The 25,795-nt window shown below is 71.1% G+C and carries 22 protein-coding genes; 18 read left to right on the top strand and 4 right to left on the bottom strand.

The features are described 5' to 3' along the window. Positions 1-30: 30 nt before the first annotated feature. On the bottom strand, positions 31-2,181 hold the full coding sequence (locus tag BLW09_RS14785; RefSeq protein WP_089914314.1) for a phosphocholine-specific phospholipase C: 2,151 nt from the start codon (positions 2,179-2,181) through the stop codon (positions 31-33). Then, a complete protein-coding gene (locus BLW09_RS14780; RefSeq protein ID WP_089914311.1) occupies positions 2,178-4,661 on the bottom strand; it encodes a hypothetical protein in 2,484 nt (827 codons plus the stop codon). The genes BLW09_RS14785 and BLW09_RS14780 overlap by 4 nt, the downstream gene beginning before the upstream one ends. Before the next feature lie 292 nt (positions 4,662-4,953). On the opposite strand from BLW09_RS14780, the gene BLW09_RS14775 reads away from it, so the two are divergent. The 13 genes from BLW09_RS14775 (at position 4,954) to BLW09_RS14715 (ending at position 18,336) form a co-directional block, all read left to right on the top strand. Then, positions 4,954-5,691 (top strand): GntR family transcriptional regulator, encoded by a 738-nt coding sequence (locus BLW09_RS14775; protein WP_089914308.1) that lies wholly within the window; start codon positions 4,954-4,956, stop codon positions 5,689-5,691. A gap of 179 nt (positions 5,692-5,870) precedes the next feature. Further along, on the top strand, positions 5,871-6,614 hold the full coding sequence (locus tag BLW09_RS14770; protein ID WP_089914305.1) for an alpha/beta hydrolase: 744 nt from the start codon (positions 5,871-5,873) through the stop codon (positions 6,612-6,614). A 117-nt stretch (positions 6,615-6,731) separates the two neighbouring features. Beyond that, the gene (locus tag BLW09_RS14765; RefSeq protein WP_231946881.1) at positions 6,732-7,172 is read left to right on the top strand and encodes an MSMEG_6728 family protein; all 441 of its coding nucleotides are present in this window, start codon (positions 6,732-6,734) and stop codon (positions 7,170-7,172) included. A 4-nt stretch (positions 7,173-7,176) separates the two neighbouring features. Further along, positions 7,177-7,404 (top strand): hypothetical protein, encoded by a 228-nt coding sequence (locus BLW09_RS14760; RefSeq protein ID WP_089914299.1) that lies wholly within the window; start codon positions 7,177-7,179, stop codon positions 7,402-7,404. 99 nt (positions 7,405-7,503) lie between these two features. Then, on the top strand, positions 7,504-8,520 hold the full coding sequence (locus BLW09_RS14755; protein WP_089914296.1) for a LacI family DNA-binding transcriptional regulator: 1,017 nt from the start codon (positions 7,504-7,506) through the stop codon (positions 8,518-8,520). Positions 8,521-8,877: 357 nt separating this feature from the next. Next, positions 8,878-9,885 (top strand): LacI family DNA-binding transcriptional regulator, encoded by a 1,008-nt coding sequence (locus tag BLW09_RS14750; RefSeq protein ID WP_089914293.1) that lies wholly within the window; start codon positions 8,878-8,880, stop codon positions 9,883-9,885. A 70-nt stretch (positions 9,886-9,955) separates the two neighbouring features. After that, positions 9,956-11,206: a sugar ABC transporter substrate-binding protein gene (locus BLW09_RS14745; protein WP_089914291.1), complete on the top strand. Its 1,251-nt coding sequence runs from the start codon at positions 9,956-9,958 to the stop codon at positions 11,204-11,206. A gap of 37 nt (positions 11,207-11,243) precedes the next feature. After that, complete coding sequence (locus tag BLW09_RS14740; RefSeq protein ID WP_089914289.1) at positions 11,244-12,215, top strand: carbohydrate ABC transporter permease; 972 nt, start codon at positions 11,244-11,246, stop codon at positions 12,213-12,215. Next, complete coding sequence (locus BLW09_RS14735) at positions 12,212-13,030, top strand: carbohydrate ABC transporter permease (RefSeq protein ID WP_089914286.1); 819 nt, start codon at positions 12,212-12,214, stop codon at positions 13,028-13,030. The genes BLW09_RS14740 and BLW09_RS14735 overlap by 4 nt, the downstream gene beginning before the upstream one ends. A gap of 2 nt (positions 13,031-13,032) precedes the next feature. After that, on the top strand, positions 13,033-14,748 hold the full coding sequence (locus BLW09_RS14730) for an amylo-alpha-1,6-glucosidase (RefSeq protein ID WP_089914283.1): 1,716 nt from the start codon (positions 13,033-13,035) through the stop codon (positions 14,746-14,748). Beyond that, a complete protein-coding gene (locus BLW09_RS14725; protein ID WP_089914280.1) occupies positions 14,745-16,676 on the top strand; it encodes a glycoside hydrolase family 127 protein in 1,932 nt (643 codons plus the stop codon). The genes BLW09_RS14730 and BLW09_RS14725 overlap by 4 nt, the downstream gene beginning before the upstream one ends. A 197-nt stretch (positions 16,677-16,873) precedes the next feature. Continuing rightward, the gene (locus BLW09_RS14720; RefSeq protein WP_089914277.1) at positions 16,874-17,398 is read left to right on the top strand and encodes a beta-class carbonic anhydrase; all 525 of its coding nucleotides are present in this window, start codon (positions 16,874-16,876) and stop codon (positions 17,396-17,398) included. An 8-nt stretch (positions 17,399-17,406) separates the two neighbouring features. Further along, positions 17,407-18,336, top strand: a complete 930-nt coding sequence (locus tag BLW09_RS14715) for an alpha/beta hydrolase (RefSeq protein ID WP_089914275.1) — start codon at positions 17,407-17,409, stop codon at positions 18,334-18,336. A gap of 33 nt (positions 18,337-18,369) precedes the next feature. Here the strand turns inward: BLW09_RS14715 and BLW09_RS14710 are convergent, their stop codons facing one another. Next, positions 18,370-18,636: a DUF1049 domain-containing protein gene (locus tag BLW09_RS14710; protein WP_089914272.1), complete on the bottom strand. Its 267-nt coding sequence runs from the start codon at positions 18,634-18,636 to the stop codon at positions 18,370-18,372. Positions 18,637-18,693: 57 nt separating this feature from the next. Here BLW09_RS14710 and BLW09_RS14705 point away from each other — a divergent pair, with 57 nt between their 5' ends. Then, complete coding sequence (locus tag BLW09_RS14705) at positions 18,694-19,476, top strand: phosphotransferase (protein ID WP_089914270.1); 783 nt, start codon at positions 18,694-18,696, stop codon at positions 19,474-19,476. On the opposite strand, the gene BLW09_RS14700 is transcribed toward BLW09_RS14705, so the two are convergent. Continuing rightward, positions 19,473-20,324, bottom strand: a complete 852-nt coding sequence (locus BLW09_RS14700) for a helix-turn-helix transcriptional regulator (protein ID WP_089914267.1) — start codon at positions 20,322-20,324, stop codon at positions 19,473-19,475. The genes BLW09_RS14705 and BLW09_RS14700 overlap by 4 nt on opposite strands. 102 nt (positions 20,325-20,426) lie before the next feature. On the opposite strand from BLW09_RS14700, the gene BLW09_RS14695 reads away from it, so the two are divergent. The 4 genes from BLW09_RS14695 (at position 20,427) to BLW09_RS14680 (ending at position 25,771) form a co-directional block, all read left to right on the top strand. After that, entirely contained in the window at positions 20,427-21,110 is a 684-nt protein-coding gene (locus BLW09_RS14695; protein WP_089914264.1) for an SDR family NAD(P)-dependent oxidoreductase, read from the top strand. A 41-nt stretch (positions 21,111-21,151) separates the two neighbouring features. Further along, positions 21,152-22,150, top strand: coding sequence for a LacI family DNA-binding transcriptional regulator (locus BLW09_RS14690; RefSeq protein ID WP_089914262.1), 999 nt, complete (start codon positions 21,152-21,154; stop codon positions 22,148-22,150). Positions 22,151-22,281: 131 nt separating this feature from the next. Continuing rightward, complete coding sequence (locus tag BLW09_RS14685) at positions 22,282-24,384, top strand: beta-galactosidase (protein WP_089914259.1); 2,103 nt, start codon at positions 22,282-22,284, stop codon at positions 24,382-24,384. A 28-nt stretch (positions 24,385-24,412) separates the two neighbouring features. After that, positions 24,413-25,771 carry an ABC transporter substrate-binding protein gene (locus BLW09_RS14680; RefSeq protein ID WP_231946880.1) on the top strand — a complete coding sequence of 453 codons (1,359 nt, stop codon included), beginning with the start codon at positions 24,413-24,415 and terminating at the stop codon, positions 25,769-25,771. Positions 25,772-25,795: the final 24 nt, after the last annotated feature.

The following is a 25,795-nucleotide window of genomic DNA, read 5'->3' as shown; positions in this document are numbered from 1 at the left end:
GGCGCGGACGGCGCTCCGGCCTGCGCGGGCTCAGACCCGGCCGGCGAACCGGTAGCGGAAGCCCGTCCCGGTTCCCGCGGTCACGACCACGTCGTAGTAGCCCCACTCGTCGACCGGCCAGTCGACCGTGCGCGAACCGCGCGGCGGCACGGTCGCCTGCTCGGAGTGGTCGGTGAAGTCGTTCCCGGCCAGCCGGAAGCGCACCGCCGCGCCCCCGTCGTTCGTGAGCGTGAGCCGGAGGCTGCGCGATCCGACCGCGCCGACGGCGGCCGTCGCGTGGGGGACGCCGATGTCGCGGCGGTCTCCGCGGACGACGGTCCCGGCGAACCGGCGCAGGAAGCGGTCCGGGCCGTACACGCTGAGGTCGTACAGGCCGTCGGTGGCCGCGGCATCCCACACCCAGTCCGCCGTCGCGCCTGCCGCCAGAGTGTGGGGGTCGGCCTGGAACGGCAGCGCGACATTCGGGAACACCTGGTGGTTGACGCCGACGGTGCCCTGATTGCGCATCGTGAGGGTGACCCGGCCGGTGGTGCGGTCCACCGCCACGTCGGCGCTCTGCCGGTACGGGAGCGTCCGGTGCCGAGGCGTTCCGGCGTCCTGTCCCGGCATCGACTGCGCGCCCACCGCGGGCACGGCGACGGCCGGCTTGCTCCGGTCGGCGTCCGCGGCGGCGACCAGCTGCTGCGTCTGCGCGAGGCCAGGAACGACATCGGCGCCCGGGATGCTGACGTCGGGATGCGCGAAGTCGAAGCAGCTCAGCAGGTCGCCCGACACGGTGCGCCGCCACTGCGAGATGTTCGGCTCGGTCACGCCGGTGATCACCTCGAGGAACCGGATGACCGACGTGTGGTCCGACGTCTGCGAGTTGACCCATCCACCGCGCGACCATGGCGAGACGACCGTGAGCGGCACGCGCGCGCCGAACCCGATCGGCTGGCCGTTCACGAACTCGTCGGCCGTTCCGGCCTCGGGGAACGGCGGGAGCACGTGGTCGAAGTAGCCGTCGTTCTCGTCGTAGTTGATGAGCAGGACGGTCGACGCCCAGGTCTCCGGGTTGCTGAAGAGCGCCTGCACGACGGCGTTCGTGTAGTGCGCTCCGTAGTCGGGGCTCGCGGACGGGTGCTCGCACCAGCCGTACGGGGCGACGACGTAGGAGACGGTCGGGAGCGAGTTGGTCGCGCAGTCCCGCCCGAAGTCGGACAGCAGGAAGCTGACGTCGAGGCCGCGGCCGGAATCGGCCTTCCAGCCGTCGTTCAGCCCGCCGTTCAGGGCGAGCTGGCGCTTCGCCGGGTCGGAGGAGGCCAGCGCGTCGTGGTACTGCTGGAACAGCCAGAGGGGGTTGTCGCCGTAGTCGCCGACGTAGGGGTGGCTTCCGCTGTCGCCGACCTCGTCGTTGGCGTACGTCTTCCAGCTCACCCCGGCCGCCTGCAGCCGTTCGGCGTAGGTGCCCCAGCGGTACACCGGGTTGTAGTCGGCGGGGTTGTCGATGGCCGGTCCGCCCTGTCGGCCCGCCGGGTCGATCATCCCGGACCACTGGTACAGCCGGTTGGGCGTCGTCGGCCCGTTGAGCGAGCAGTGGTAGTCGTCGCACACGGTGAAGGCGCTGGCGAGGGCGTGCTGGTAGGGGATGTCGTCACGGGTGAAGTAGCCCATGGTCTGCTCGCCCTTCGCCGCGACCCAGCGGTTCCAGGCGCCCTTGTTCCAGGCGGTGTGGCCGCCGCCCCAGCTGTGGTCGAGACCCCCGGCGTTCTGCGAGTTGTACTTCGTCGAGTCCATCCGGAACGGCAGCATCACCTGACCGTCGGCGCGGGACGCATCCGGCTGGTGGAAGATGTCGCCGCCGCCGGGGTACTCGAGGATCTGCTTGTCGGCGAAGCCGCGCACGCCGGGAAGCGTGCCGTAGTAGTGGTCGAACGACCGGTTCTCCTGCATGAGGACGACGACGTGCTTGACGTCCGCGACGGTCCCGGTGAGCTTCGCGGCCGCGGCGGCGGGGAGGGCCGCACGTCCCGCGGTCCCGTAGGCGACCCCGGCCATGATCGCGGCGGCGCCGCCGAGCAGAAGCGTCCGGCGGCTCAGGCCGCGCGGAACCGAGCTGACGTACGCGGCGCTCTCGTCGAGCGGCGGCGCTGCGGTGAAGGTGACATCGGGCGCGTGGCGCTCCGGCTTGGATCGGCTCATCGGTTCGCTTCCTCCGGGTGTGCGGTCGGTTCTGCTTCGGGGGTGCCGGACGGGGTGGATGCGTCCCGCCGCCGGCGGATCAGGATCGTCAGGCCGCCGATCACGACGGCTGCGACGGCGATTCCGGCCAGGACCAGTCCGAGCACGTCGCCGGTGCGCGCGAGCGCCCCCGGCAGTCCGGAGTGCCCGGCGGCGGCGCCCGTCCCCGGGTCCGCGGTGCCGCCTCCTCCGCCGGACCCGCCCCCGCCGGCAGCGGGGGCCGCGAGCACGATCGTCGCCTCGACGGCGGCGCGGTCCGACACCCAGCGGTTGGCGTTCGAGGGCGACGCCTGCGGGAATCCGTCGACGACGAGGTTGGCGTCCTGGACGGTCAGCGGTCCGGCGACGTACACGTAGTCGAGACGGTCGAGAAGTGCGGGCCGCGCGGCCGCCGCATTCACCGTCCCGCCGAGGATTCCGGCTGTCGCGCCGGGGTCGGCGGCGATGTCGGTGCGGGCGGTGCGGAACGCGTCCGCCAGCCCTGCCGCCTGGAGTTCGGAGGTGACCGGCCAGGCGACGGGACCCGCGCCGCAGTTCGCCGCGGACGGCGCACCGGTCCAGTCGAGGTTCGACGGCGATCCCAGTGCTCCGAGGAGCAGCAGCCGGCCGCCCGGCGTCGCGGTCCGGGCCGCGTTCACGGCCTGGGCGACGGTGTGGGCCTGCGCGTACCGGGTGCTGCCCTTCTCGGCGGCGACGGCGGCAGCGGCCCCGTCCGTGCACACGGATGCGCGATCGGGTCCGCCGCCGTCGAGCGCGGTGTTCCACACGGGGAGGTCGGTTCCGGCGACGGCGGCCGACACCGCGAAGACGGCGGGCGCCGGCGCGGGGAGCGCGGTCAGCGGATAGGGCGCGATCACGGCCAGGCCCGCCGCATCCTCGATCGCGTTCCAGCCGAGTCGCTGAGCCACCGCCGTGGCGTTCCCGCCGGTCGCCTGCAGCGCGACCAGGTCGAAGCGGTTGACGAGGATGGAGCGCGCCAGCTTGTCGACGGCGTCGTCGACGTGGGTTCCGCCGTCCCACATCGTGAGCGTCGCGGCGTGGACGGTCGGCGGTGCGCCGGGCTCGGTCAGCGGGAGCTCGACGGTCAGCGTCCCGGTCAGTCCGCTCGCCTCGGTGGCCAGCACGGTCAGCAGCGGCGTCTGGGCCGGGATGGATGCCGGGGTCGTCCCGGTCACGGTGCCGTCGGGGGCGACCGCGAGCCAGTCCGGGCCGGCCTGCGCGGTGAACGTGGCCGCGGCGGGAGCCGCGCCGCGGACGCCCGCCCACATCCCGGCGACGGAGAACCGCACCGCCGTCGACGGACCGACGGCCGGCCGCACGATGTCGTCGGTGAGGAAGTGGTCGACCGTCGGCTCCGTCGAGCCGGTGAGCGGCGGCTCGGCCTTCAGGGTGAACGTGATCGGCGGTGCGAGGTTCACGTAGCCGTCGTCGTAGAGGAGCACCGCCGCGACGGCGTGACCACCGGTGAGCGCGCCGGAGGGGATCGTGACCGTGCCCGAGGTGGCGTTCGGGACGTACTCCCAGGTCGTCGATGCGCCGTGCGACGCCCCACCGCTCGGCGCCGTGCTGGGATCGTCGTAGACGCCGATCCAGTTCTTCGCGTTGGGGGTGGCGGTGGTGAACGAGAAGGTCAGCGGCTTCCCGGCCATCGGATCCTGGGTGAGCAGCGTCAGCGTCCCGCCGGCGGTCGGTCCGGACGCCGCCGCCGCGAGCCGGAAGACGACGGGCTGGGCGAGCCAGGTGTAGCCGTCGTCGGCGAGCAGGTAGGCGATGACGTCGTGCCCGGAGGTCAGTGCGCCAGCGGGGATGGTGACGGTGCCGGACGTGCCGGAGACGTACGACCACGCCGTCGAGCCTGACCCCGGGTAGGTCTGGTTCAGCGGGGACTTCTTCGGGTCGTCGTAGACGGCGATCCAGTCGGTGCCCGAGGCGTTCGCGTCGCCGGTGCGGTACGAGAAGGTGAGGTCGCCGCCCGCACGCGGGGTGGTCGTCGTGAGGGCCAGCGAGCCGCTGGTCGTGTAGCCCACGTGGAAGGTGACCGGCTGCGCGAGCCAGGTGTAGCCGTCGGCGTACAGGAAGTAGGCGACGAGGTCGTGCCCGGGGGTCAGCCCCGTGCTCGCGACGGTGACCGTGCCGCTGGAGGATGCCGTCGTGGAGTCGACGTACGCCCAGTCGGTGGAGGAGCCGTGGCTCTTCTGGTCGGTCGGTCCGGTGGCCGGGTCGTTGTAGACGGCGACCCAGTTCTTCGTGTTCGGCTTGTCCGTCGTGTACGAGAACGTGAGCGGATCGCCGGGCGCGGGTGTCGTGCTGGTGAGGGTCAGAGTCCCGTTCGGCGTCGGTGCCGCGGCGGCCGGCTGCGCGACGACGCCGAGCGCGGCCGTCGCGGCGACGACGGCGCCGATGAGGGCCGCGACGACGGCCGACCGGGTGATCCTGCGCACGGGTGCTCCTTCGGGTGAGGCCGCGGGGCGGTGCGGGATCCCGAACTCGCACCGCGCCCGTCGGCACAGGTCCTCACCCAACCGACCGCACTCGTCGCGCACCCTGCCTGCGCGCGACCTGCGGGTGAACGGCCGTCGAACCGGAGCGGTCCACTTGGCACCGCCTGCGCACTGACGGCGCGCAAACGATCGCGAGGATGCGCGGCGAAGCTCGGCGATCGGAGAGACTGCCGTGTACATGTCGTTGCGACCGGGCGACGTCGTGCGCGCAGGATGAGTGGAAGGACCGGACATGCCGACGCTGTATCGAGAGATCGCAGAAGACCTGGGTGCGCGCATCCTCCAGGGCGAGTTCCGAGCCGGCACCTCGATGCCGTCGGAGAACCGGATGGCGGAGACCTACGGCGTCGCCCGAGGCACCGTGCGCCGAGCGCTCGCGCTGCTCCGAGCGCGGGGCGATCTGACCTCCCGGCAGGGATCGTCGTGGGTGGTCGCGGCCGCTCGTCAGGGGCAGGAGTTCGACGAGCTGCGCTCGTTCGCCCAGTGGGCGCGGAGCAGGGGGATGACACCGGGCGGGCAGGTGGTCTCGCTCCAGACGGCGCCGGCCCGGGTCGCCGAACGCCGTCGCCTGCACCTCGACGAGGGCGACGAGGTGCTGCGGGTCGTCCGCGTCCGCACGCTCGACGGCCGGCGGGTGATGCTCGAGCGCACCACGTACGTCACCTGGATGATCCCGATCATCCAGTCGCTCTCGCCGCGCGAGGCGTCCGTCGTGCAGGTGCTCTTCGACCGGTTCGGGATCGTGACGGGCCAGGCCGACAACACGTTGGATGCGACGGCCGCGACCAGCGAGGACGCCCAGCTGCTCGGCGTTCGCCGGTCGTCGCCGCTGCTCCGGCTCCGCCGCGAGAGCTCGGACGCGGGTGGCCGGCCGATCGAGTACGGCGAGGACCGCTACGTGCCGGGAACGGTCGCCTTCCAGGTGCACACCCGGCTGACCGCCGCCGCGATGCGCAGGATGGGCGGCTGAGCCATCCGCCCCGTGCCGTGACTGCGCGGCGAAGCCGGTGCTATGCTTCCCCGGTCCGTGCAGCAGATCGAGGAGGTGATACCCATGAGCGAAACGACGTGGGTGCTCCTCTCTGAGGACACGGTCGGGCGATAGGTCGTCCGGGAGCGCCCTTCAGGCACTCCACGAAAGGCACGACCATGCACCTCGAATTCACTTCTGAACACCACCAGAGCGACGGCGTCATCGAGCGTCGCTTCACCCTCGACGGCATCCCGGGCATCCTCTGGACGCCCGCGACCGCCTCGCCCTCCGCACCCGTCCCGCTGATCCTCCTCGGGCACCCCGGGGGCATCGAGCAGATGCACCCGCGCCTCGCTGGACGGGCCGTCCGGGCCGCAGCGGACGGCTTCGCCTCGCTCACCATCGAACTGCCGGGAACGGGAGACCGCCCGCCGGTGCCGGTGACGGAGGAGGCGCGCGCCGACCTCCGCCGCACCCTCGCGGCCGGCGATCCGGTCGGTCCGGACCTCGTCGACCGGCTCGTCCTCCCGCTCGTCGGCGGGGCCGTCCCGGAATGGCGGTCGGCGGTGGATGCGGCGCTCGCGCTCCCCGAGATCGGCGGCCCCGTGGCGTACTCGGGCGGCTTCATCTCGATCGGCGTCCGGCTCGCGCTCGCCGAACCACGGGTGGTCGCCGCCGGGCTCTTCGCCGGCAGTTACATCCCGGCGGTCATCCTGGAGGAGGCGCGGCGAGTCACCATCCCGCTGCACGTCCTCCTGCAGTGGGACGACGAGGGCAACGACCGGCAGGCCGCCCTCGACCTGTTCGACGCCTTCGGCTCGGCGGAGAAGACGTTGCAGGCGAACCTCGGCGGCCACCGCGGCGTCCCCGCGTTCGCCGGCGAGGACGCCGCCCGGTTCTTCGCCCGGCACCTGCGCTGACGACGCCGGGCCGCCCGCTGGAGGGCGGGCGGCCCGGTGCGCCCCGGCGCGTTGCTCGTCGTGGCCGCCTGCGCAACGGGGGATGCGGGTGGCACGGCCGCGGGTACCGTGGCAGCCGTGCAGACCTTCCTGCCCTATCCCTCGTTCGCCCGGAGCGTCCGCGTGCTCGACCGTGCCCGGATGGGCAAGCAGCGCGTCGAGGCGCTGCAGGTGCTCCGCGCGATCACCGTGCCCGGCTACGGGTGGCGCCACCATCCCGTCGCGAAGATGTGGCGCGGCTACCTGCCCGCTCTCACCAAGTACGCGCTCGAGTCGGCCGACGCGTGGATCGAGCTCGGCCACGCCGACACGGTCCGCCCGCAGGTGCTGGCGTTCGCGCCGGAGGTCGACGCACTGGCGCAGGAGGAGCTCGAACTGCCGCCGTGGATCGGCGACCCGGCGTTCCATCTGAGCCATCAGTCCAACCTGGTCCGCAAGGATCCCGCGTTCTATCGGCCGCTCTTCCCGGACGTGCCCGACGACCTGCCCTACGTCTGGCCGGTGCCGTCGGTAGCATGACCGCATGACAGACCCGACACAGGAGCAGCTCGAGGCGTCCGACAAGGTCGAGAAGCGCACGGTGGGCGACGAGATCCGCTACTACGTGAAGAACATCCGCGAGCACTGGCCCGTCGTCGTGGAGAACGATCCGGATGCGGCCGGGCACGAGGCCTGGTGGACGGCGGACGGCAAATTCCACGCAACGCACGCGCAGCTGCGCCGGGATGCGATGGTCGGCGGGATCGTCTAGCGCTTCCGGCTCCAGCGCGCCCGATTCGCGCTCGGTGATCGAATCGGTTCGATGCCCGTAATCGTGTGAGAATTGACGAGGCGAACGGCTGGAGGGGCGATGGCGGCGACGATCCGGGATGTGGCGCGGGTCGCGGGGGTGACCCCGAGCACCGTGTCGTACGCGCTGTCGGGCAAACGGGCCATCTCCGAGGAGACGCGGGAGCGCATCCAGCGGGCAATCGCCGAGCTCGACTTCACGCCCAATGCCGGCGCCCGCGCCCTGGCGCTCTCGCAGACGAACGTGCTCGGCCTGTTCCTCCAGTTCCAGGAGGACGAGTTCGCCCCCGCCATGCTGCAATACGTGCTGCCGGTGTCGACGACGGCCCGCAATCACGGTTTCGACCTGCTGATGGTGACCGATCCGGATGTGGATGCGGCCATCCGCCGCACGACCTCCTCGGCGATGGTGGACGGCGTCGTGCTCCTCGACGTGACGTATGACGACCCGCGGCTGGAGCCGCTCCGGCAGACGCGCCAGCCGGTCGCGCTCATCGGCTACGCGAAGAACGCCGAGGGGTTCGACGCGGTCGACCTCGACTTCGGCGAGGCGGCGCGCAACGCTCTCGATCACCTGGCCGGCCTCGGCCATCGGGAGGTCGTGCTGGTCACGCCGCCGCGGCACGTCTTCGAGCGCGGCGGCTCCTACGCCTGGCGGTTCAGCGACGCGGCAGCCGAGCGGGCGGCTCGCCACGGAATGCAGCTGCACATCGTGGAGGGGGAGTCGCGGCAGCCCGCGCTCGGCCAGGCGGTGACGGCGGCGCTCGACCGCTATCCGTCCGCGACCGCGCTCGTCGTGCACAACGACGCCACGATCGCCGCGCTCCCGTCGCTCCTGCACGACCGCGGGATCTCGGTGCCGGACGACCTCTCCGTCGTCGGCATGTTCTCGGCGGAGTTCGGGACAGCCTTCTCGCTACCGTACACGTCGGTCGACACGCGCCCGGAGCTCCTGGGCGAGTGGGCCGTCTCCCGGCTCGTGGAGCGCATCGCGGATCCCGATGGCGCGGAGCCGCCCCAGGTCCGGCTGATCGAGCCCGGCTTCGTCGACCGCGGCAGCACCCGCGCCGTCGGCTGACCCCCGCGCGCGCTCCCTGCCCCTCCCCGCCACCCCTTCGCAACATTTGCGCCAAATCTGCGTTATCCCGCGCCCTTTCCCGACATTTGCGCCAAATCTGCGGGGGCCTCGTTGCCGCGATTCGTGCCGAATGTGCGTTGTGAGGAGGCTGTCGAAGCGGTTCGGGTGTGGGGCGGATCGAGCCGGGGTGAGGGGTCCGCTGGGGCGTTCGGGGACCTATTTTGCGCAAGCGGAGGCTGAATCGGGGGACAGCGAAGCGGTTCGACTTGTGCGGCGCGTACGAGCGCGCTATCTTCATCGAAGCGGTTCGACGATGGTCGAGCCGGACACTTCCCGATGGAGCGAAGGAGGGGCGCGATGGCCGTCACCATCACCGACGTGGCTCGAGCCGCCGGCGTCTCCACGAGCACCGTCTCGTACGCCCTCTCCGGCAAGCGCTCGATCTCCCCGGACACCCGCCGTCGCATCGACGAGGCGATCACGTCCCTCGGCTTCATCGTCAACGCGGGCGCCCGTGCTCTCGCCACGTCGCAGACGATGGTCATCGGCCTGCTCACCCAGTTCCACGCCGACGAGTTCGCCCCCGCCATGCTCGAGTACATCCTCCCCGTGTCCGACACGGCCCGGGAGCTCGGCTACGACATCCTGCTGGTCACCGAGCTCGACAGCGACGCCGCGCTGCGCCGCGTCACCAGCTCCGGGATGGTCGACGGCGTCGTCCTGCTCGACGTCGTCCACGAGGACCCGCGGCTCGCCACTCTCCGCGACGCCGTGCAGCCCGGAGCCCTCGTCGGGCTGCCCAAGCACACCGAGGGCCTCGACGTCTTCGACCTGGACTTCGGGGAGTCCGCCCGCCTGCTGGTCGATCACCTGTACGCGCGCGGCCACCGCGAGATCATCGTCGTGTCGCCCCCGCTGCACGTCTTCGAGCGCGGAGGCGCATACGGCTGGCGGTTCCGGGATGCCGCCCTCGAGCGTGCAGCCCGCTACGGCCTGCAGATGCACCCGTACTACGGCGAGTCGCGTCAGCCCGAGATCGGCCGCAGCATCAACGCGATTCTCGACGCCCGGCCGACCGCCACCGCGCTGATCGTCCACAATGACGCCACGATCGCCGCGCTGCCCTCGGTGCTCACCGCGCGCGGCGTCAGCACCCCGGACGACCTCTCGGTCGTCAGCCTCTATGCGAAGGACTTCGGGCGAGCGTTCTCCCTGCCGTACACGGCGGTCGAGAGCTCGCCCGACGAGCTGGGCCGCTCGGCGGTCCGGCAGCTCGTCCGGCGGATCACCTCCCCCGATCTCGCCGGCCCGGCGGTGACGAGATTCGTCGCCCCCGAAATAACCGACCGCGGGAGCACCCGATGAACCGCCAAACGCAGCATGCTCAGCGCCCCCGGCCGGACTCGACCAAGTGCACGATTCAAGGAGGAATACTGTGATCACCAAGAAGACCTCGCGCCTGCTCGGCGCAGCGGTCGTCGCCGCGGCGGTCGTCGCCGGCGTCGCCGCCTGCTCGGGCTCGGGCTCCGGCTCGAGCGGAAGCGCCGGAGGCACCTACACGTTCTGGGACCCGTACCCGCAGTTCGACGCATCGGCCGACTGGACGAAGCTCGTCGAGCAGTGCGGGACGGACGCCGGAGTGACCGTGAAGCGCACCGGCTACGACACCAGCGACCTGACCAACAAGGCGCTGCTCGCGGGCCAGCAGGGCAGCTCGCCCGATCTGCTGCTCGTCGACAACCCGGTCGTCTCGACGCTGGCCGAGGCCGGCATCCTGACCACCACGTCGGAGAACAAGCTCGACACGTCCGACATCCAGAAGAACATCCTGGCCGCGGGTCAGCTGGACGGGAAGACGTACGGCGTCCCGATCGGGGCCAACACCCTGGCGCTCTACTACAACAAGGCCGTCCTGTCGGCCGCCGGTGTCGATGCGAACTCGATCACGGACTGGTCGACGCTCACCGACGCGCTGGGCAAGGTGACCGCAGCGGGCAAGAAGGGCATCACGTTCTCGGCCATCGGCACCGAAGAGGGCAGCTTCCAGTTCCTGCCGTGGTTCTGGGGCTCCGGCGCCAACCTGACCAAGCTGGACTCGGACAAGGCCGAGAAGGCGCTGACGCTGTGGACGGACTGGCTCAAGAAGGGCTACGCCCCGAACTCGGTCATCAACAACACGCAGACCACCTCGTGGCAGGAGTTCGCCACCGGCGACTATGCGTTCGGCGAGAACGGCACCTGGCAGCTGGGCAACGTGAAGAAGGCCGGCATCGACTACGGCATCCTCAGCATCCCGGCGATGGATGGGGGAGCGGCTCCCGCTCCGACCGGCGGCGAGTTCATGACGATCCCCGTCCAGAAGGACACCGCCCGGTACGCCACCTCGAAGAAGATCGCGGAGTGCCTCACCAGCACCAAGAGCTTCGTGAAGACCGACACCACCCTCTCCTACATCGCCCCCACCCAGGCGGCGCAGAAGGAGCAGGTCGCCGCGAACCCGGAGCTGAAGCCGTGGGTCGACGCCGTGGCCGCCGCGAAGGGCCGCACCAGCGACGACCTCGGGACGAAGTACCCGAAGATCTCCAAGGAGCTGTGGACCGCCGTCCAGAACGCCCTGAGCGGATCGCAGTCGCCGGCGGACGCCTTGAAGGCGGCCCAGACGGCAGCGGCCGCCGCCACGAAGTAACCAGAGCACGACCAGCACGCAACTGAGGGAAACACCGATGACGACAACTCAGACAGCGTCGAGCGGCACGGCCAGGGACGCGGGTGGGACGGTGCAGGTCGCCGCCCCGCCCGCGCCCCGGCGCCGGCGTCGCCGTGGCGCGTGGACGGCGTGGGCGTTCCTCGCCCCCGTCGCGATCTACCTGGTCGTGTTCTACGCCTACCCGCTCTACCGCAACGTCGAGCTCAGCGTCCGCGACTACACCGTCCGGTCGTTCGTGATGGGCGATGCCCCGTTCGTCGGGCTCGACAACTACGTCAAGGTGCTGCAGGACCCGACCTTCGGGCCCGCGTTCTGGCACACCGCCGTCTTCACCCTCGTCTCGATCGCGTTCCAGTTCACGATCGGGCTGGCGCTCGCGGTGTTCTTCCACCAGAACTTCCGGCTGTCGGCGACGCTGCGCGCCCTCTTCCTGGTGCCGTGGCTGCTGCCGTTGATCGTGTCGGCGTCCACCTGGTCGTGGATGCTGAACAGCGACTCCGGCGTCGTCAACGCGGCGCTCGAGGCGTTCGGCCTCCCCGGCATCAACTGGCTGACCTCGCCGGATTGGGCGCTGACCAGCGTCATCATCGCGAACATCTGGATCGGCATCCCCTTCAATCTCGTCATCCTGTACTCGGGGCTCCAGAACATCCCGCAGGAGCTCTACGAGGCGGCGTCGATCGACGGCGCCAACGGGTGGCAGCGCTTCTGGCGGGTGACCTTCCCGCTGCTGCGGCCCGTGTCGGCGATCACCCTGCTGCTCGGCCTGATTTACACGCTCAAGGTGTTCGACATCATCTGGATCATGACGCGCGGCGGGCCCGGGACGGCGTCCACCACGTTCGCGACCTGGTCGTACCAGCTCGGGTTCGCCTCGACACTGCCGGACTTCAGCCCGGCGGCCGCGGTCGGCAACCTGCTGATCATCCTCGCGCTCGTCTTCGGCTTCGTGTACATCCGCACCCAGAGGAAGCAGGACCTCGCATGAACGGCAAGCGACCCTGGTGGAAGACCGTCGTCGGCGTCGCGCTGACGCTGGTGATGCTCTTCCCCGTCTACTGGATGATCAACGTCTCGCTGACCCCGACGAGTCTGATGCGGAAGAGCCCGCCGGACCTGTTCCCGATCCACGCGACGTTCGAGGGATACCAGGCGGTTCTCGACCAGCAGCTGCCCTACCTCGGCACCAGCCTGCTGGTCGGCCTCGGGACCGTGATCCTGACTGTCGCGATCTCGGCCCCCGCCGCGTACTCGCTGGCGAAGCTGCGCCCGCGCGGCCGGGGCGTCCTCAACTTCGTGCTCCTCATCGCGCAGATGATCCCCGGGATCATCATGGCGATGGGGTTCTACGCGATCTACCTCAACCTCGGCATCCTGAACACGCTGTGGGGGCTGATCATCGCGGACTCGACGCTGGCCGTGCCGTTCGGGGTGCTGATCTTCAGCGCGTTCATGTCCGGCATCCCGGATGAGCTGATGAACGCCGCGAAGATCGACGGTGCGAGCACCTGGCGCACGTTCCGGTCGATCGTGCTGCCGGTGAGCCGCAACTCCATCGTCACCGTCTCGCTGTTCGCGTTCCTCTGGGCATGGTCGGACTTCGTCTTCTCGTCGACGCTCAACAGCGGCGGCGCGCTGCAGACCATCACCCTGGGCATCTACAAGTACATCGGCAACAACAACCAGGAGTGGAACGCGATCATGGCGACCGCCGTCGTCGCGTCGATCCCGGCCGCCGTGCTGCTGGTGCTCGCGCAGCGGTATGTCGCCGCCGGCGTCACCGCCGGCGCTGTGAAGGACTGACCGTGACCGACCTCAGCACCGTCACCTCGACCGACATCGCCTTCGACCTCGGCGAGATCCCCTTCTCCGTCCGCGGCAGCTGGCTCGACATCTCGCCGGTGGTCGGCACGCACCAGGTGTCCGACGCCCTCCATCTCGTCAGCCATGTCACCGGGATGCACGCCGTGGTCCGGCTCACACCGGTGGTGCCCGGCGCCGCCGCGGCCCGCGTCGACGCCACCGCGTCCCGGGTCGCCTGGACGGCGGGCGACGGCCGCGTCGAGGCCGTGTTCGAGCATCCCGGCGCCGTGCGCTTCCGCGGACGCGGGCTCGGGATGCGGTTCTCCGCCTCGGACGAGCTGACGCCGTTCACGGGCGGGTACCTGTTCACCGACCCCGTCGACGGCGCGATCACCCTGACCAGCTACGAGACCGGCCGGCGCTACCGCTTCACCGTTCTCGCCGGGGCGGCGGAGGTCGTGGGCGATGGGCTGCTCGGCAGTGGCGCACGTGAGGTGGCGTTCGGCGCGGACGACCCGTGGGAGCTCCGGGTCGAGCAGACCGAGGCGGGCGTCCGTCCACTCGGCGCCACCGCCTCCTTCGACGACCTGGTGCGGCACCGGCGAGCGGAGTTCGCGGCGTACTGCTCCGGGCTTCTCGCCGGGGCCGCCGCGACGCCGACCGCCGTGAAGGCCGCGTACGTGCTCTGGTCGGCCACCGTCGAGCCCGGCGGCTTCGTCGGCCGCGAGGCGGTGCTCATGTCCAAGCACTGGATGGACAAGGTCTGGTCGTGGGACCACTGCTTCAACGCCCTCGCCCTCGCGCCGCTCGACCCGGAGGCCGCACTGGACCAGTTCCTGCTGCCCTTCGACCACCAGGATGCCGGAGGAGCGCTGCCCGACTCGGTCACGCACTCCGAGGTGCTCTACAACTTCGTGAAGCCGCCCATCCACGGCTGGGCCTTCCGGCTGCTGCGGGAGCGCGTCTCCACACCCTTCGACGACGGCGCGCTGCGCCTGGTGTACCGCAGGCTCTCCGCCTGGACACGGTTCTGGCTCGACAGCCGCCGCGCACCCGGCCATGCCCTCCCGTACTACCAGCACGGCAACGACAGCGGGTGGGACAACGCCACCCTCTTCGACCGGGACCGGGTGGTGGAGTCGCCCGACCTCGCCGCGTTCCTCATCCTGCAACTGGACGAGCTGGCCCGCCTGGCGCTCGAGCTCGGAGAGTCCGCCGCCGAGTGGGAGGACGAGCGGATCGCGCTCGAGCGGGCGCTGTTCGAGCAGCTGTGGGCCGGCGACCGCTTCGTCGCCCGGTCGGTCGCCTCGGGCCGGCCGTCCAGCTCCACGAGCCTGCTCGGTGCCCTGCCCATCGTGCTCGGCGAGCGGCTTCCCGCCGACATCGCCGCGGCGCTCGCCGCCGTGGTGGAGTCGCATCTGACCCCGTGGGGGCCGGCCACCGAGCTGCCCGGGTCGCCGGAGTACACCGCGGACGGCTACTGGCGCGGGCCGGTGTGGGCGCCGAGCACGCACCTGATCGTCGACGGTCTGCGTCGTGCAGGTCACGCCGGGACGGCCGACCGGGTCGCCAGCGCCTTTCTCGCCGCCTGCGAGCGCTCGGGCTTCGCCGAGAACTTCGACGCGCTCACCGGCGACGGCCTGCGCGACCGTGCATACACCTGGACGGCCGCCGTCTACCTGCTGCTCGCCGCCCACCGACCTTCGGGAGAACGATGACCCTCACCACCACCGCCGTGCTCGCCGGGGGGCCGGTGGTCCCGTCCCGCAGCGTCCTCCGGCCGCTCGGACCGGACGAGGTCCGCATCTCGGGAGGGTTCTGGGCCGACACGCAGGAGCTGAACGCGACCGTCATCCTCGACCACTGCGAGACGTGGATGGAGCGGATCGGCTGGATCGGCAACTTCGACCGCGCCGCAGACGGAACGGTCGCCGAGCACCACGACGGCATCGAGTTCGTCGACTCGGAGGTCTACAAGCTGCTGGAGGCGATGGCCTGGGAGCTCGGCCGTCATCCGGATGCGGCGCTCGAGGCGCGCTACTCCGCTCTCGTCGACCGGGTGGCCGCGGCTCAGGAGCCGGACGGATATCTGCACACGGCGTTCGGCCGTCCCGGTCAGCGTCCGCGGTACAGCGATCTCGAGTGGGGTCACGAACTGTACTGCTTCGGCCACCTCATCCAGGCGGCCGTCGCCCGTGCCCGGAGCGGGCATCCCGACGACGTCCTGGTCCGCGTGGCACGCCGGCTCGCCGACCACGTCGACCGCGAGTTCGGCGAGGAGGGGCGGGATGCGATCTGCGGCCACCCGGAGATCGAGCCGGCCCTGGTGGAGCTGGGGCGCGCCCTCGGCGAGCCGCGCTACGTCGAGCTGGCGCGGATCTTCGTCGAGCGGCGCGGGCGTCGCACCCTCGCGACGACCCTGTTCCAGGGCAGCGACTACTTCCTCGACGACATGCCGGTGCGGGAGGCGACGGTGCTGCGCGGCCACGCCGTCCGCGCCGCCTACTTCACGGCGGGAGCCGCCGACGTCGCCGTCGAGACCGGCGACGACGGCCTGCTGGCCGCGGTGCAACGGCAGTGGCGGCGGACCGTCGCGCACCGCACGTATCTCACCGGCGGCATCGGCTCGCACCACCAGAACGAGGAGTTCGGCGCCGACGACGAGCTGCCTCCCGATCGCGCATACGCCGAGACCTGCGCGGCCATCGGCTCCGTGATGGTGAGCTGGCGGCTGCTCCTGCAGACCGCCGACCCGTCCCACGCGGATCTCATCGAGCGGACGCTCCTCAACGCGGTGCTGGTGTCGCCGCGCGCGGACGGCCGCGCCTTCTACTACGCGAACACGCTCCACCAGCGCGAGCTGGCGTCCGAAACGCACGACGACGAGCTGAGCGAGCGGGCCGAGGCGAACCTCCGCGCCCCCTGGTTCGAGGTGTCCTGCTGCCCGACGAACGTCGCCCGCACCCTGGCCAGCGTCGGCGCGTACTTCGCGACGGCCGACGACGACGGGGTGCAGCTCCACCAGTTCGCGGATCTGGAGGTGGACACGGCACTGCCGGACGGTCGTCGCGTCGCCCTCGCCGTCCGCACTGGCTACCCCTTCGACGGCCGCGTCGTCGTCTCGGTGACGGAGGCGTCCGAGTTCACGCTGTGCCTGCGCATCCCCGCCTGGTCCCGCGGCCGGGCGCGTGCGAGCCTCAACGGCGGAGCCCTGCCGGTGGACGGCGACACGCTGCGCGTCCGTCGCGCGTTCGCCGCAGGCGACGAGCTGGTGCTCGAGCTGGACACGTCCCCGCGGTTCACCGTCGCGCCCGACGGTGTCGACGCGGTCCGCGGGACGGTGGCCGTCGAGCGCGGACCGCTCGTGCTGTGCCTAGAGTCGGTGGACCTCCCGGAGGGTGTCGCCTTCGACCGGGTTCGGATCGATACGGCGACGGCTCCCGAATCCACCGCCACAGGTGCCTCCGTGCGCCTGATCGTGGACGATGGGCGCAACGACGCCCCCGACGACTGGCCGTACCGCCGCCTCGACGCCGCCGTGACCGCCCGGTCGGGCCGGGCGGTCACGGCGGACCTCATGCCGTACGCCCACTGGGCGAACCGCGGACCGAGCCTGATGCGGGTGTGGATCCCCGCCGCAGGCTGACGACGCTCGGCTGCCGGCGAGTCATCGGGGCCGGCAGCCGAGTCCTTCTCCGCCGCCCCGGCGTGAACCCCCACCATCTCGGCGGAGCGCGGGATGTTGGCGGAAACCCCGCACGCAGGACGCCTGCGGCGACCGTATCGTGGCCATGCGCCCGGGCCTCAGGACGTCGTCCCCGGGCGACAGAAGGAGCTGCGACCATGAGCATCACGGACGACGCGCTGCGCGCCAACGCGACCCTCGCCGAGGAGTACCGACCGACCGGAGGGCCGCCCGCGCCCACGATCGCAGTCGTCACCTGCGCGGATCCCCGCCTCAGCGGAATCGTACGGCTGATGGGGCTTCCGGACGCCGACGTCGATCTCATCCGCAATGTGGGGACGGTGATCGACGACGACACCATGCGGTCCCTGATCGTCTCGACGCGGATGCTCGGCACGAGCGAGATCCTCATCATCAATCACGACGACTGCGGTCTGTCCCGGTTCGCGGGCGACGACCTGGTCGAGCGGCTGCGCGCGGAGACGGGGAGCTACCCGATCGCTCCCGCACAGTTCTTCACCTTCACGGATGCGGAGCAGAACACGCGGGAGCAGGTGCGGAAGGTGCGCTCGCATCCCTGGATCTCCTCCGATATCCCCGTCCGCGGGTTCCTCTTCGGGGTGCAGACGGGGCGGCTGACCGAGGTGCTCGTCGAGGACGCCGCCGGCACCGCCGTGAGCTGACGGCCGCCGTGCTCAGCGAGCAGATGGAGGCCGCGCTGGCGGTCATGCGCGCCCGCCGGAGCACTGCCGCCGCGTCGGAGGCGGCAGGGAGGCCGGAGCCGACGCTGGAGCAGGCGCGGGAGGAGTTCGTGCCAGGGGATGTCCTGCACCCGGTGCCGGCCGACGTCGTGATCACCGCCGTCGATGCGGGCGGAGTCCCGGCGACGTGGCTCGATGCCCCCGGGGCGATGCCGGATCGCGTGCTGATCTTCCTGCACGGCGGCGGCTTCCAGTTCGGCTCCCTCCGGAGCGACGGCGAACTGGCCGCACGCCTGGGCCGGGCCGCGGGGATGCGGGTGCTGTTCGTGGACTACCGTCTCGCGCCCGAGCATCCCTTCCCCGCTGCGCTCGACGACGTCCGAACCGCCTGGCAGTGGCTCTGGCGAGACCGTGGATGCGACCCGTCGGCTGTCGCTGTCGCCGGCGACTCGGCGGGAGGGGGTCTGGCGGTCTCCCTCCTCGCCGCAGCGCGAGACGACGGAGAGCCGCTCCCGAGCGGTGTCGTGCTGATGTCGCCGACGGTCGACCTGACCGGGTCCGGTCGCTCGATGCGCGACCGCGTCGCGGAGGACCCGGTCTCGACGCCGCAGCTGCTCGCCCGGCTGGCGGCCGACTACCTCGCCGGTGCGGATCCCCGTCTGCCGGCGGCCTCTCCGCTGTTCGCGTCCCTCGCCGGCCTGCCTCCCATCCACGTCGAGGTGGGGACCGCCGACCTGCTGCTGAGCGATTCCGAACGCCTCGCGGAGACGGCGACCGCCGCCGGCGTCGAGGTGGAGGTGGTGGTCGGCGATGGACTGCCGCACGTCTTCCCGCTCCTGCTGGGAACCCCGGAGGCGGAGGCCGCCACGGAGCGGATCGCACACTTCCTCAGGAGCCGGACGGGGTCGCCGTCGCGATGACGCCTGCTGTCGTCGCGTTGCCGCCGGCCACCGTCAGCGCCGCGCGCGCCTAGCGGCGCGGTTGCGCGCGAGCACCCAGCCGACGATTCCGCCGATCAGGAAGACGAGCACCACGAGCAGCCACGTCGGCACCCGCACCTGCGTCCACAGCACGAAGATGGTCGCGCGGTCGTCCGCGACGAGGTTCTGCACGGCGACGACGACCAGCAGCAGGATGAGGACGATCGCCAGCCACTTGCGTTTCAGGAACCGCACCAGGCGGTTGCCCTCGTCTCGTCCCGATTCTCCGGTGCCGCCCATGCGGTCAGTATGACGGCGGGGCCGCCGGGCCGCCAGTGCCACCGTTAGCCTCTCCCTGTGGAAGAGGAGCAGTCGCTCGCTGGAGGCAACGCCGGCGGCACGGTCGTGCGCATCGGCCGCACGGTCCGGAAGCCGTGGACGGCGGCGACTCCGGCCGTCGTGTCGTTCGTCGAGCATCTGCGCGCAGCCGGCGTGGATGCGCCGGCCCCGCTGGGCCGCGATGAGGCGGGGCGCCGGATCCAGGAGTACGTGCCGGGCCGTCTGGCGATGGATGCCGGCCCGCTCTCCCCGGACCAGTTGCGCCGCGTCGGAGCGATGGTGCGGCGCATCCATGACGCCGGGGGCGACTTCGTCCCGCCGCCGGGCGCCGTGTGGGTGACGGCGATCCCCGCACCCGGCGACGAGCTGATCTGTCACAACGATCTCGCTCCCTGGAACCTGATCGTCGGCGACCGCTGGGTCTTCATCGACTGGGACGCGTCTGCGCCCAGCACCCGGCTGTGGGACCTGGCCTACGCCGCCCAGGCGTTCACGCTCAACGACGCCGGTCGCGCACCCGAGGACTCGGCGCGCGATCTGGCGGCGTTCGTCGACGGCTACGGCGCCGAACCTGAGCTGCGCCGCCGCCTCCCGGCGGAGATGGGCCGGAGGACCCGGGCGATGTACGACCTGCTCCACTCGTCCAGCCGCTCCGGCCGGGAGCCGTGGGCGACGATGTTCGCGACAGGTCACGGCGAGCACTGGCGAACCGTGACGCGCTACGTCACCGTGCACCGCGAGGTGTGGGCCCGCGCGCTGGGGGCGGGCGCGAGGGATGCTGACGCGGTGGGTCCGGCCTAGGTCGCCGGGGCTGCCGCCGGGGCGAACCGCTCGACCCCGGTGACCCGGAGCAGGTCGAGCTTGGCCGCGTCCTCGCTGCCGGGAACGGCGGTGTACACGACGATACGCAGGTCGCCGTCTGGCACGGTGAGCACGTCGCAGTCCACGGTGATCGGGCCGACCACGGTGTCGGTCATCGTCTTCCTGCTCGAACGGTGGGTGGCGACGCGCGCGACGGCCCAACGGCGATCGAAATCGGGGGAGGCGGCCCGCAGGCGGGAGATCAAGCGGTCGAGGTCCCGGTCTTCCGGGTAGCGGCCGTGCGCCTGGCGGAGGTCGGCGACGAGGTCGGCCGAGAACTCCTCGGCGTGGACATCGTCGAACTCGACGCCGGATTGGCCGTGGGTGAAGTGCCGCCAGACCAGGTTGCGATCGAGGCCCGCCGCCTCAGACGGGTCCTTGAACAGGGCCGTCCAGAGCGGATTCCAGACCAGGAAGTCCCAGGCCGCCGTGAAGACGCCGAGGGGCACATCCCCGATCCGGTCGAGGATGCGCTGAACGCCCGGCGTGAGGTGCCTCGGGATGCTGCCCGCCGGGGACGGCGCGGTTCCGGCGACGCGGAACAGGTGGTCCCGCTCCTCCCCGGAGAGGCGGAGCGCGCGGGCGAGCGCGCTGAGGAGCTGAGGCGACGGATTCGTCGCGCGCCCCTGCTCCAGACGCACGATGTAGTCGACGCTCACGCCCGCGAGGGCGGCGAGCTCCTCCCGCCGCAGCCCCGGCGTGCGCCGGCCCGCGCCGGCGGGCAGGCCGACCTCGATCGGGTCGACCCGGTCGCGCCACGACCGCAGCACCGCCGCGAACTCGCTCATGGGCTCATCGTACGTCCGGCCGCGCGGGTCACCCTGGTACTGCGGGTACCCCCGAAGAGCGGTGCCTGGGCATCTTCCCGGCCGGCGCGCAGGATCGAGGACATGACGACCACACTGATCACAGGAGCCAACCGCGGCCTCGGTCTCGAGACCGCCCGCCGCCTCATCGAGGCCGGACACACCGTCTACGCCGGGATGCGCGACACCGCGACGGGAGACGAGGCGCGCGCGCTCGGCGCCATCCCGATCGCCCTCGACGTCACCGACCAGGCGAGCGTGGATGCCGCGGTCGCCTCCCTGCCCGCGCTGGATGTGCTCGTCAACAACGCGGGCGTGCTCGGTCCGTCACGGCAGGGCGTCGACGACCTCGACGCCGCATCCCTGGTGCAGACGCTCGATACGAACGTCGTCGGCGTCGTCCGCGTCACCCAGGCGTGCCTGCCGCTGCTCCGCCGGTCGGCGGCGCCCGTCATCGTGAACGTCGCCTCGGGAGTGGGCTGGCCGCGCTGGCTGTCGACGCCGGGCCACGACGAGTACCCCGTGCTCGGCATCCCGTATGCGGCATCGAAGGCGGCGGTCATCGCGCTGACGGTGCAGTACGCGAAGAGCCTCCCGGGGTTCCGCGTCAACGCGAGCGATCCCGGCTACACCGCGACGGAGTTCAACGGGTACAGCGGGCACCAGACCATCCAGGAGGGGACCGACGCCACGGTGATGCTGGCCACCATCGGTGCGGACGGCCCGACGGGCGAGTTCCACAACCGCTCGGGCCGCATCGAGTACTGACCCGGGCGGTGTCGCCGCCCGGTGTGGCTACACTTCATCACATGAAACGCGCCACCATCTACGATGTGGCACGCCACGCGGGGGTCTCGCACCAGACGGTCACCCGGTTCCTCAACGGATTCGAGGGCATCCGCCCGGCGACGCGGGCGAAAGTCCAAGCCGCGATCGACGAACTGAACTACCGGCCCAACGGCGCCGCCCGCTGGCTGCGCTCGCGGCAATCCAACCGGATCGGCATCCTCGCCCACCGGATGGAGCTCTCCGGCCCCGGCCGCATCATCGCCGGTGCGACGACGGCGGCGCGGAGCCGCGGGTACGTCCTCGACATCGCGTCCATGGACGGAGAGGATGTGGACTCCGTCGACGCGGCGCTGGACGTGGTCATGGAGCACCAGATCGCCGGGGTGTTCGCGACGGCCCAGACGGACGCGGTGCGGGAGGCCGTCGCGAACCGCGGCCTCGACGTCCCGATCTCGATCGACTCGGGGGAGGGGCTGTCCTCATCCGGCGCGAACCCCCGCGCCCACCCCGGCCGGCTCGCGGCGGCGCACCTCGCCGACCTGGGGCATCGCCGCGTGGCGTTCGTGAACGGGCCGGCCGTCTGGATCGCCGCGGGGGAGCGGCGCAGCGGCTTCCTCGCGGTCGCCGCCGAGCGGGGGCTCGACGTGGTCTGGGAGTACGAGGGCGACTGGTCGGCCGAGGCCGGGTACCGCGCGGCGCAGCAGCTTCCGGACGAGGTGACCGCTGTCGCCCTCGCCAACGACAGCATGGCGATCGGTCTGATCTTCGGGCTGGCGGAGCGCGGTCGCCGTGTGCCGGACGACGTGAGCGTGATCGGGATGGACGACGCCCCGGAGTCGCGGTTCCACCTGCCGTCGCTCTCGACCATCCGGCTCGACTTCGAGGGGGAGGGCGCCTACCTGATGAACGTGCTCATCGCGAAGATCGAGGGCGGCGACGTGGCCGATGTCCCCGGATACCGCCTGCCGGAGCTGGTCCGTCGAGCCTCGACGGCGGAGGTTCCCGCGACCGGAAGATAACCATCCGGTCTCGGTGGTTGTGCCCCGCTGCTCGGTCTGTGTAGCATCACCAGCAACAAATGTTGTCGACAACATTGAGTGGTATGCGCCACGATGTTGTCGACAACACGCAACGATGCGGAAGGTCGACGATGACGCAGAACCCCCCGTTCCCCGGTGTGCTCTTCGGAGCCGCCTACTACGCCGAGTACCAGCAGGAGGGGACGCTCGATCGCGACCTCGACCTCATGAAGGAGGCGGGATTCACCGTCATCCGGGTCGGCGAGTCGGTGTGGTCCACCTGGGAGCCGCGGAACGGCGAGTTCGACCTCGACTGGCTGCAGCCGGTGCTCGACGGAGCCCACGCGCGCGGCATCGCCGTGATCCTCGGGACGCCGACCTACGCCATCCCGCCGTGGCTGCAGACGCTCCACCCGGAGATCGCCGCGGTCGACGGCGCCGGTCACGCCATCGGCTGGGGAGCCCGCCAGGAGATGGACCAGTCCTCCACCGTCTACCGGTGGTACGCCGAGCGGATCATCCGGAAGATGGTCGCCCGCTATGCGGACCACCCGGCGGTGATCGGCTACCAGGTCGACAACGAGCCGGGCAACAACCTCCCGCACAACGAGACGACGTTCCAGGCGTTCGTCGCCTGGCTGCGGAGGCGCTACGGCACGGTTGAGCGCCTCAACGAGGAGTGGGGGCTCGTCTACTGGTCGCACCGCATCGCGGAGTGGTCGGAGCTCTGGCGGCCGGGCGGCAACCTCATGCCCCAGTACCAGCTGGAGTGGCGCCGGTTCCAGGGCGAACAGGCCACCGGCCTCATCGCCTGGCAGGCGGACATCGTGCGCGAATACGCGCGGGAGGACCAGTTCGTCACCACCTGCATCTCGTACTCGCGTCCGCAGATCTCGGACGACGAGCTGGTCGCCTCCCTCGACATCACCGCGGGCAACCCCTACTACCTGATGCAGGACGGCCTCTCGGCCGACGTCGACCTGCCGCGCCGCGCGGAGTGGTGGCACACCGGCCCCTGGGCGCTGTTCCAGTGGGGAGACCGGGCGTTCTCCTCGGCGCAGGAGCGCTTCCTCGTCACCGAGACCAACGCGCAGTCGATCGGCGGCCCCTGGCAGAACCAGCCGCCCTTCCCCGGCCAGATCATGCAGGCGGCCTATGCGCTGATCAGCCGAGGTGCCCGGATGATCGAGTACTGGCACTGGCACACCCTCCACTTCGGGGTGGAGACGTACTGGGGCGGCGTCCTCCCGCACAGCCAGGTGCCCGGCCGCATCTACCGCGAGGTGGCCGAGCTGGGCGCGAGCCTGGGGCGTCTGGGCGATGCGCTCGACGGGTTCGTGCCGGATGCCGACGTGCTCATGCTGCACTCCACCGACACCAAGTGGTCGTTCGAGACGTATCCGCCGCTCGCGACGGACGATGGAGGACCGGACAGCGCGTCGTACGGCCGCATCGTCGACGCGTTCTACCGCGGCTTCAGCGAGGCCGGCGCGCAGGTGCGGGTGCAGCACACGCGGCAGTTCGTCCAGCGGTCGGCGGCCGAGCTGGCGGCCGAGCACCCCATCCTCGTCGCCGCCGCCGAGTACGTCGCCGACGATGCGACCCTCGACGCGCTCCGCGCCTACGCCGAAGCCGGTGGCCACCTGGTGCTGGGCATCCGCACGGGTTACGGGGATGAGCTCGCCCGGGCCCGCCGGGCCGTCGCGCCCGACCGCCTGCACGACGCCGCCGGCGTCTGGTACGACGAGTACAGCAACCTCGCGGAGCCGCTGCCGGTCAGCGCTGCCGACCCGGGATTCGAGCTCGAGCCGGGCGCGCAGGCGACGGCCTGGGCCGACATCCTGAACGTGGAGACGGCCACGACCCTGGTGTCGTACCGGCGCACCGAGCTCGGAGCGGATGCGGCGATCACCACGGCGCCGTACGGCGCGGGCCGCGTCACCTACGTCGGGACGGTCCCCAACCGGGAGCTCGCCCGCAGCCTCGCCCGCTGGCTCGTCCCCGACACGGCGGCCGGGCGCTGGCAGACGGCCTCGCCCGTCACGGTCAGCACGGGCCGCGCCGGCGACCACGGCGTCGCCTTCGTGCACAACTGGTCCGCGACGGAGCACGTCGTCACCGTGCCCGCGGACAGCATCCGCCTGGACACCGGCGAGCGGTTCGCCGCCGGGTCCCGTTTCACCCTCGAACCGCGCGGCGTCGCCGTGTTCGAGGTCGCCGGTTCACAGGCGTGACCGGAACACCAAGAGAAAGAGAACGCTCATGAGGAAGAAAGCACCGAGAACAGCAGTGGCGCTGGGCACCGGCCTCCTGGCCGTCGCCCTCGCGCTGGCCGGCTGCACCGGCGGCGGAGGCGGGACGGCCGACAACACCAAGCCGGTTTCGCAGTCCGACATCGACAAGGCGATGAAGACGCCGACCACCCTGACCTTCTGGACGTGGGTGCCCGACATCAAGAACGAGGTCGCCCTCTTCGAGAAGAAGTACCCGGCGATCAAGGTCAAGGTCGAGAACGTCGGCCAGGGCGCTCCGCACTACCAGAAGCTGCGCACGGCGCTGAAGGCGGGCAAGGGCGCCCCGGACGTCGCGCAGATCGAGTTCCAGTACATCTCGTCGTTCACCGTCACCGACAGCCTCCTGAACCTCACCCCGTACGGGGCGAACGACCTCGGCGACCAGTACGTGCCCTGGGTCTGGAACCAGGTGAAGCAGAACGACGGCGTCTACGCCATCCCGCAGGACTCCGGCCCGATGGGCAACCTGTACCGCAAGGACATCCTCGACAATGCCGGCGTCACCACGCCCCCGACCACGTGGGAGCAGTACGCGGCCGATGCAGCGACGGTCAAGGAGAAGACCGGCGTCTACATGTCGAACCTCGCCTCCAGCCAGGCCGGTCAGATGCTCGGCCTCCTCTGGCAGGCGGGCGTCAAGCCGTTCGGCTACGACGGGAAGAAGGGCGTGACGGTCGACGTCAACAGCGCGGAGGCGAAGAAGGTCGCCTCGTACTGGCAGGACCTCATCCAGAAGGGATACGTCTCCACCGATCCCGACTTCACCGACAGCTGGTACCAGGGTCTCGCCAACGGCAAGTACGCCGGCTGGCTGACCGCGGCGTGGGCTCCGGTGTTCCTGCAGGGGACGGCGGCGAAGACGTCCGGGCTGTGGCGCGCCGCCGAGCTTCCGCAGACACCGGGCACCAAGCCGGCCTCGGGCAACTGGGGCGGTTCGTCCGACGCGGTCCTGAAGACGACGAAGAACCCGATCGCGGCCTACGAGCTGGCGAAGTTCATCAACAACGACCCCGAGTCGACGCTGATGTTCGCGAACAAGCAGTTCCTGTTCCCGACGCTGAACTCCACCCTGAAGGACCCGGCGTTCGTCGACCAGAAGGCGGAGTTCTACGGCGGCCAGGAGGTCAACAAGCTGTTCGCCGGCATCTCCACCACCGTCGACACCAAGTTCGACTGGCTGCCCTACATGGACTACGCCTACTCGAGCTACACCGAGACGATGGGCAAAACGCTCTCGGCCAAGGGCGATCTCTCGGCCGGGCTCGACGCCTGGCAGAAGGCGCTGGTCAGCTACGGGACCCAGCAGGGCTTCTCGGTCAACAAGTAGGGATCAGGGCCGGCGGTGGATGCG

Source organism: Leifsonia sp. 21MFCrub1.1 (assembly GCF_900107895.1).
In the GTDB taxonomy this organism is placed as follows: domain Bacteria; phylum Actinomycetota; class Actinomycetes; order Actinomycetales; family Microbacteriaceae; genus Leifsonia; species Leifsonia soli.
The sequence above is the reverse complement of the archived record's forward strand: the minus strand, read 5'-3'. Positions and strand labels throughout refer to the sequence as shown.

What these genes read in the sequence shown, in the direction of transcription:
- BLW09_RS14785 (WP_089914314.1), bottom strand. Translation starts at nt 2,181, where the DNA reads ATGAGCCGATCCAAGCCGGAGCGCCACGCGCCCGATGTCACCTTCACC.
- BLW09_RS14775 (WP_089914308.1), top strand. Translation starts at nt 4,954, where the DNA reads ATGCCGACGCTGTATCGAGAGATCGCAGAAGACCTGGGTGCGCGCATC.
- BLW09_RS14770 (WP_089914305.1), top strand. Translation starts at nt 5,871, where the DNA reads ATGCACCTCGAATTCACTTCTGAACACCACCAGAGCGACGGCGTCATC.
- BLW09_RS14760 (WP_089914299.1), top strand. Translation starts at nt 7,177, where the DNA reads ATGACAGACCCGACACAGGAGCAGCTCGAGGCGTCCGACAAGGTCGAG.
- BLW09_RS14755 (WP_089914296.1), top strand. Translation starts at nt 7,504, where the DNA reads ATGGCGGCGACGATCCGGGATGTGGCGCGGGTCGCGGGGGTGACCCCG.
- BLW09_RS14750 (WP_089914293.1), top strand. Translation starts at nt 8,878, where the DNA reads ATGGCCGTCACCATCACCGACGTGGCTCGAGCCGCCGGCGTCTCCACG.
- BLW09_RS14740 (WP_089914289.1), top strand. Translation starts at nt 11,244, where the DNA reads ATGACGACAACTCAGACAGCGTCGAGCGGCACGGCCAGGGACGCGGGT.
- BLW09_RS14735 (WP_089914286.1), top strand. Translation starts at nt 12,212, where the DNA reads ATGAACGGCAAGCGACCCTGGTGGAAGACCGTCGTCGGCGTCGCGCTG.
- BLW09_RS14725 (WP_089914280.1), top strand. Translation starts at nt 14,745, where the DNA reads ATGACCCTCACCACCACCGCCGTGCTCGCCGGGGGGCCGGTGGTCCCG.
- BLW09_RS14720 (WP_089914277.1), top strand. Translation starts at nt 16,874, where the DNA reads ATGAGCATCACGGACGACGCGCTGCGCGCCAACGCGACCCTCGCCGAG.
- BLW09_RS14710 (WP_089914272.1), bottom strand. Translation starts at nt 18,636, where the DNA reads ATGGGCGGCACCGGAGAATCGGGACGAGACGAGGGCAACCGCCTGGTG.
- BLW09_RS14700 (WP_089914267.1), bottom strand. Translation starts at nt 20,324, where the DNA reads ATGAGCGAGTTCGCGGCGGTGCTGCGGTCGTGGCGCGACCGGGTCGAC.
- BLW09_RS14695 (WP_089914264.1), top strand. Translation starts at nt 20,427, where the DNA reads ATGACGACCACACTGATCACAGGAGCCAACCGCGGCCTCGGTCTCGAG.
- BLW09_RS14690 (WP_089914262.1), top strand. Translation starts at nt 21,152, where the DNA reads ATGAAACGCGCCACCATCTACGATGTGGCACGCCACGCGGGGGTCTCG.
- BLW09_RS14685 (WP_089914259.1), top strand. Translation starts at nt 22,282, where the DNA reads ATGACGCAGAACCCCCCGTTCCCCGGTGTGCTCTTCGGAGCCGCCTAC.
- BLW09_RS14680 (WP_231946880.1), top strand. Translation starts at nt 24,413, where the DNA reads ATGAGGAAGAAAGCACCGAGAACAGCAGTGGCGCTGGGCACCGGCCTC.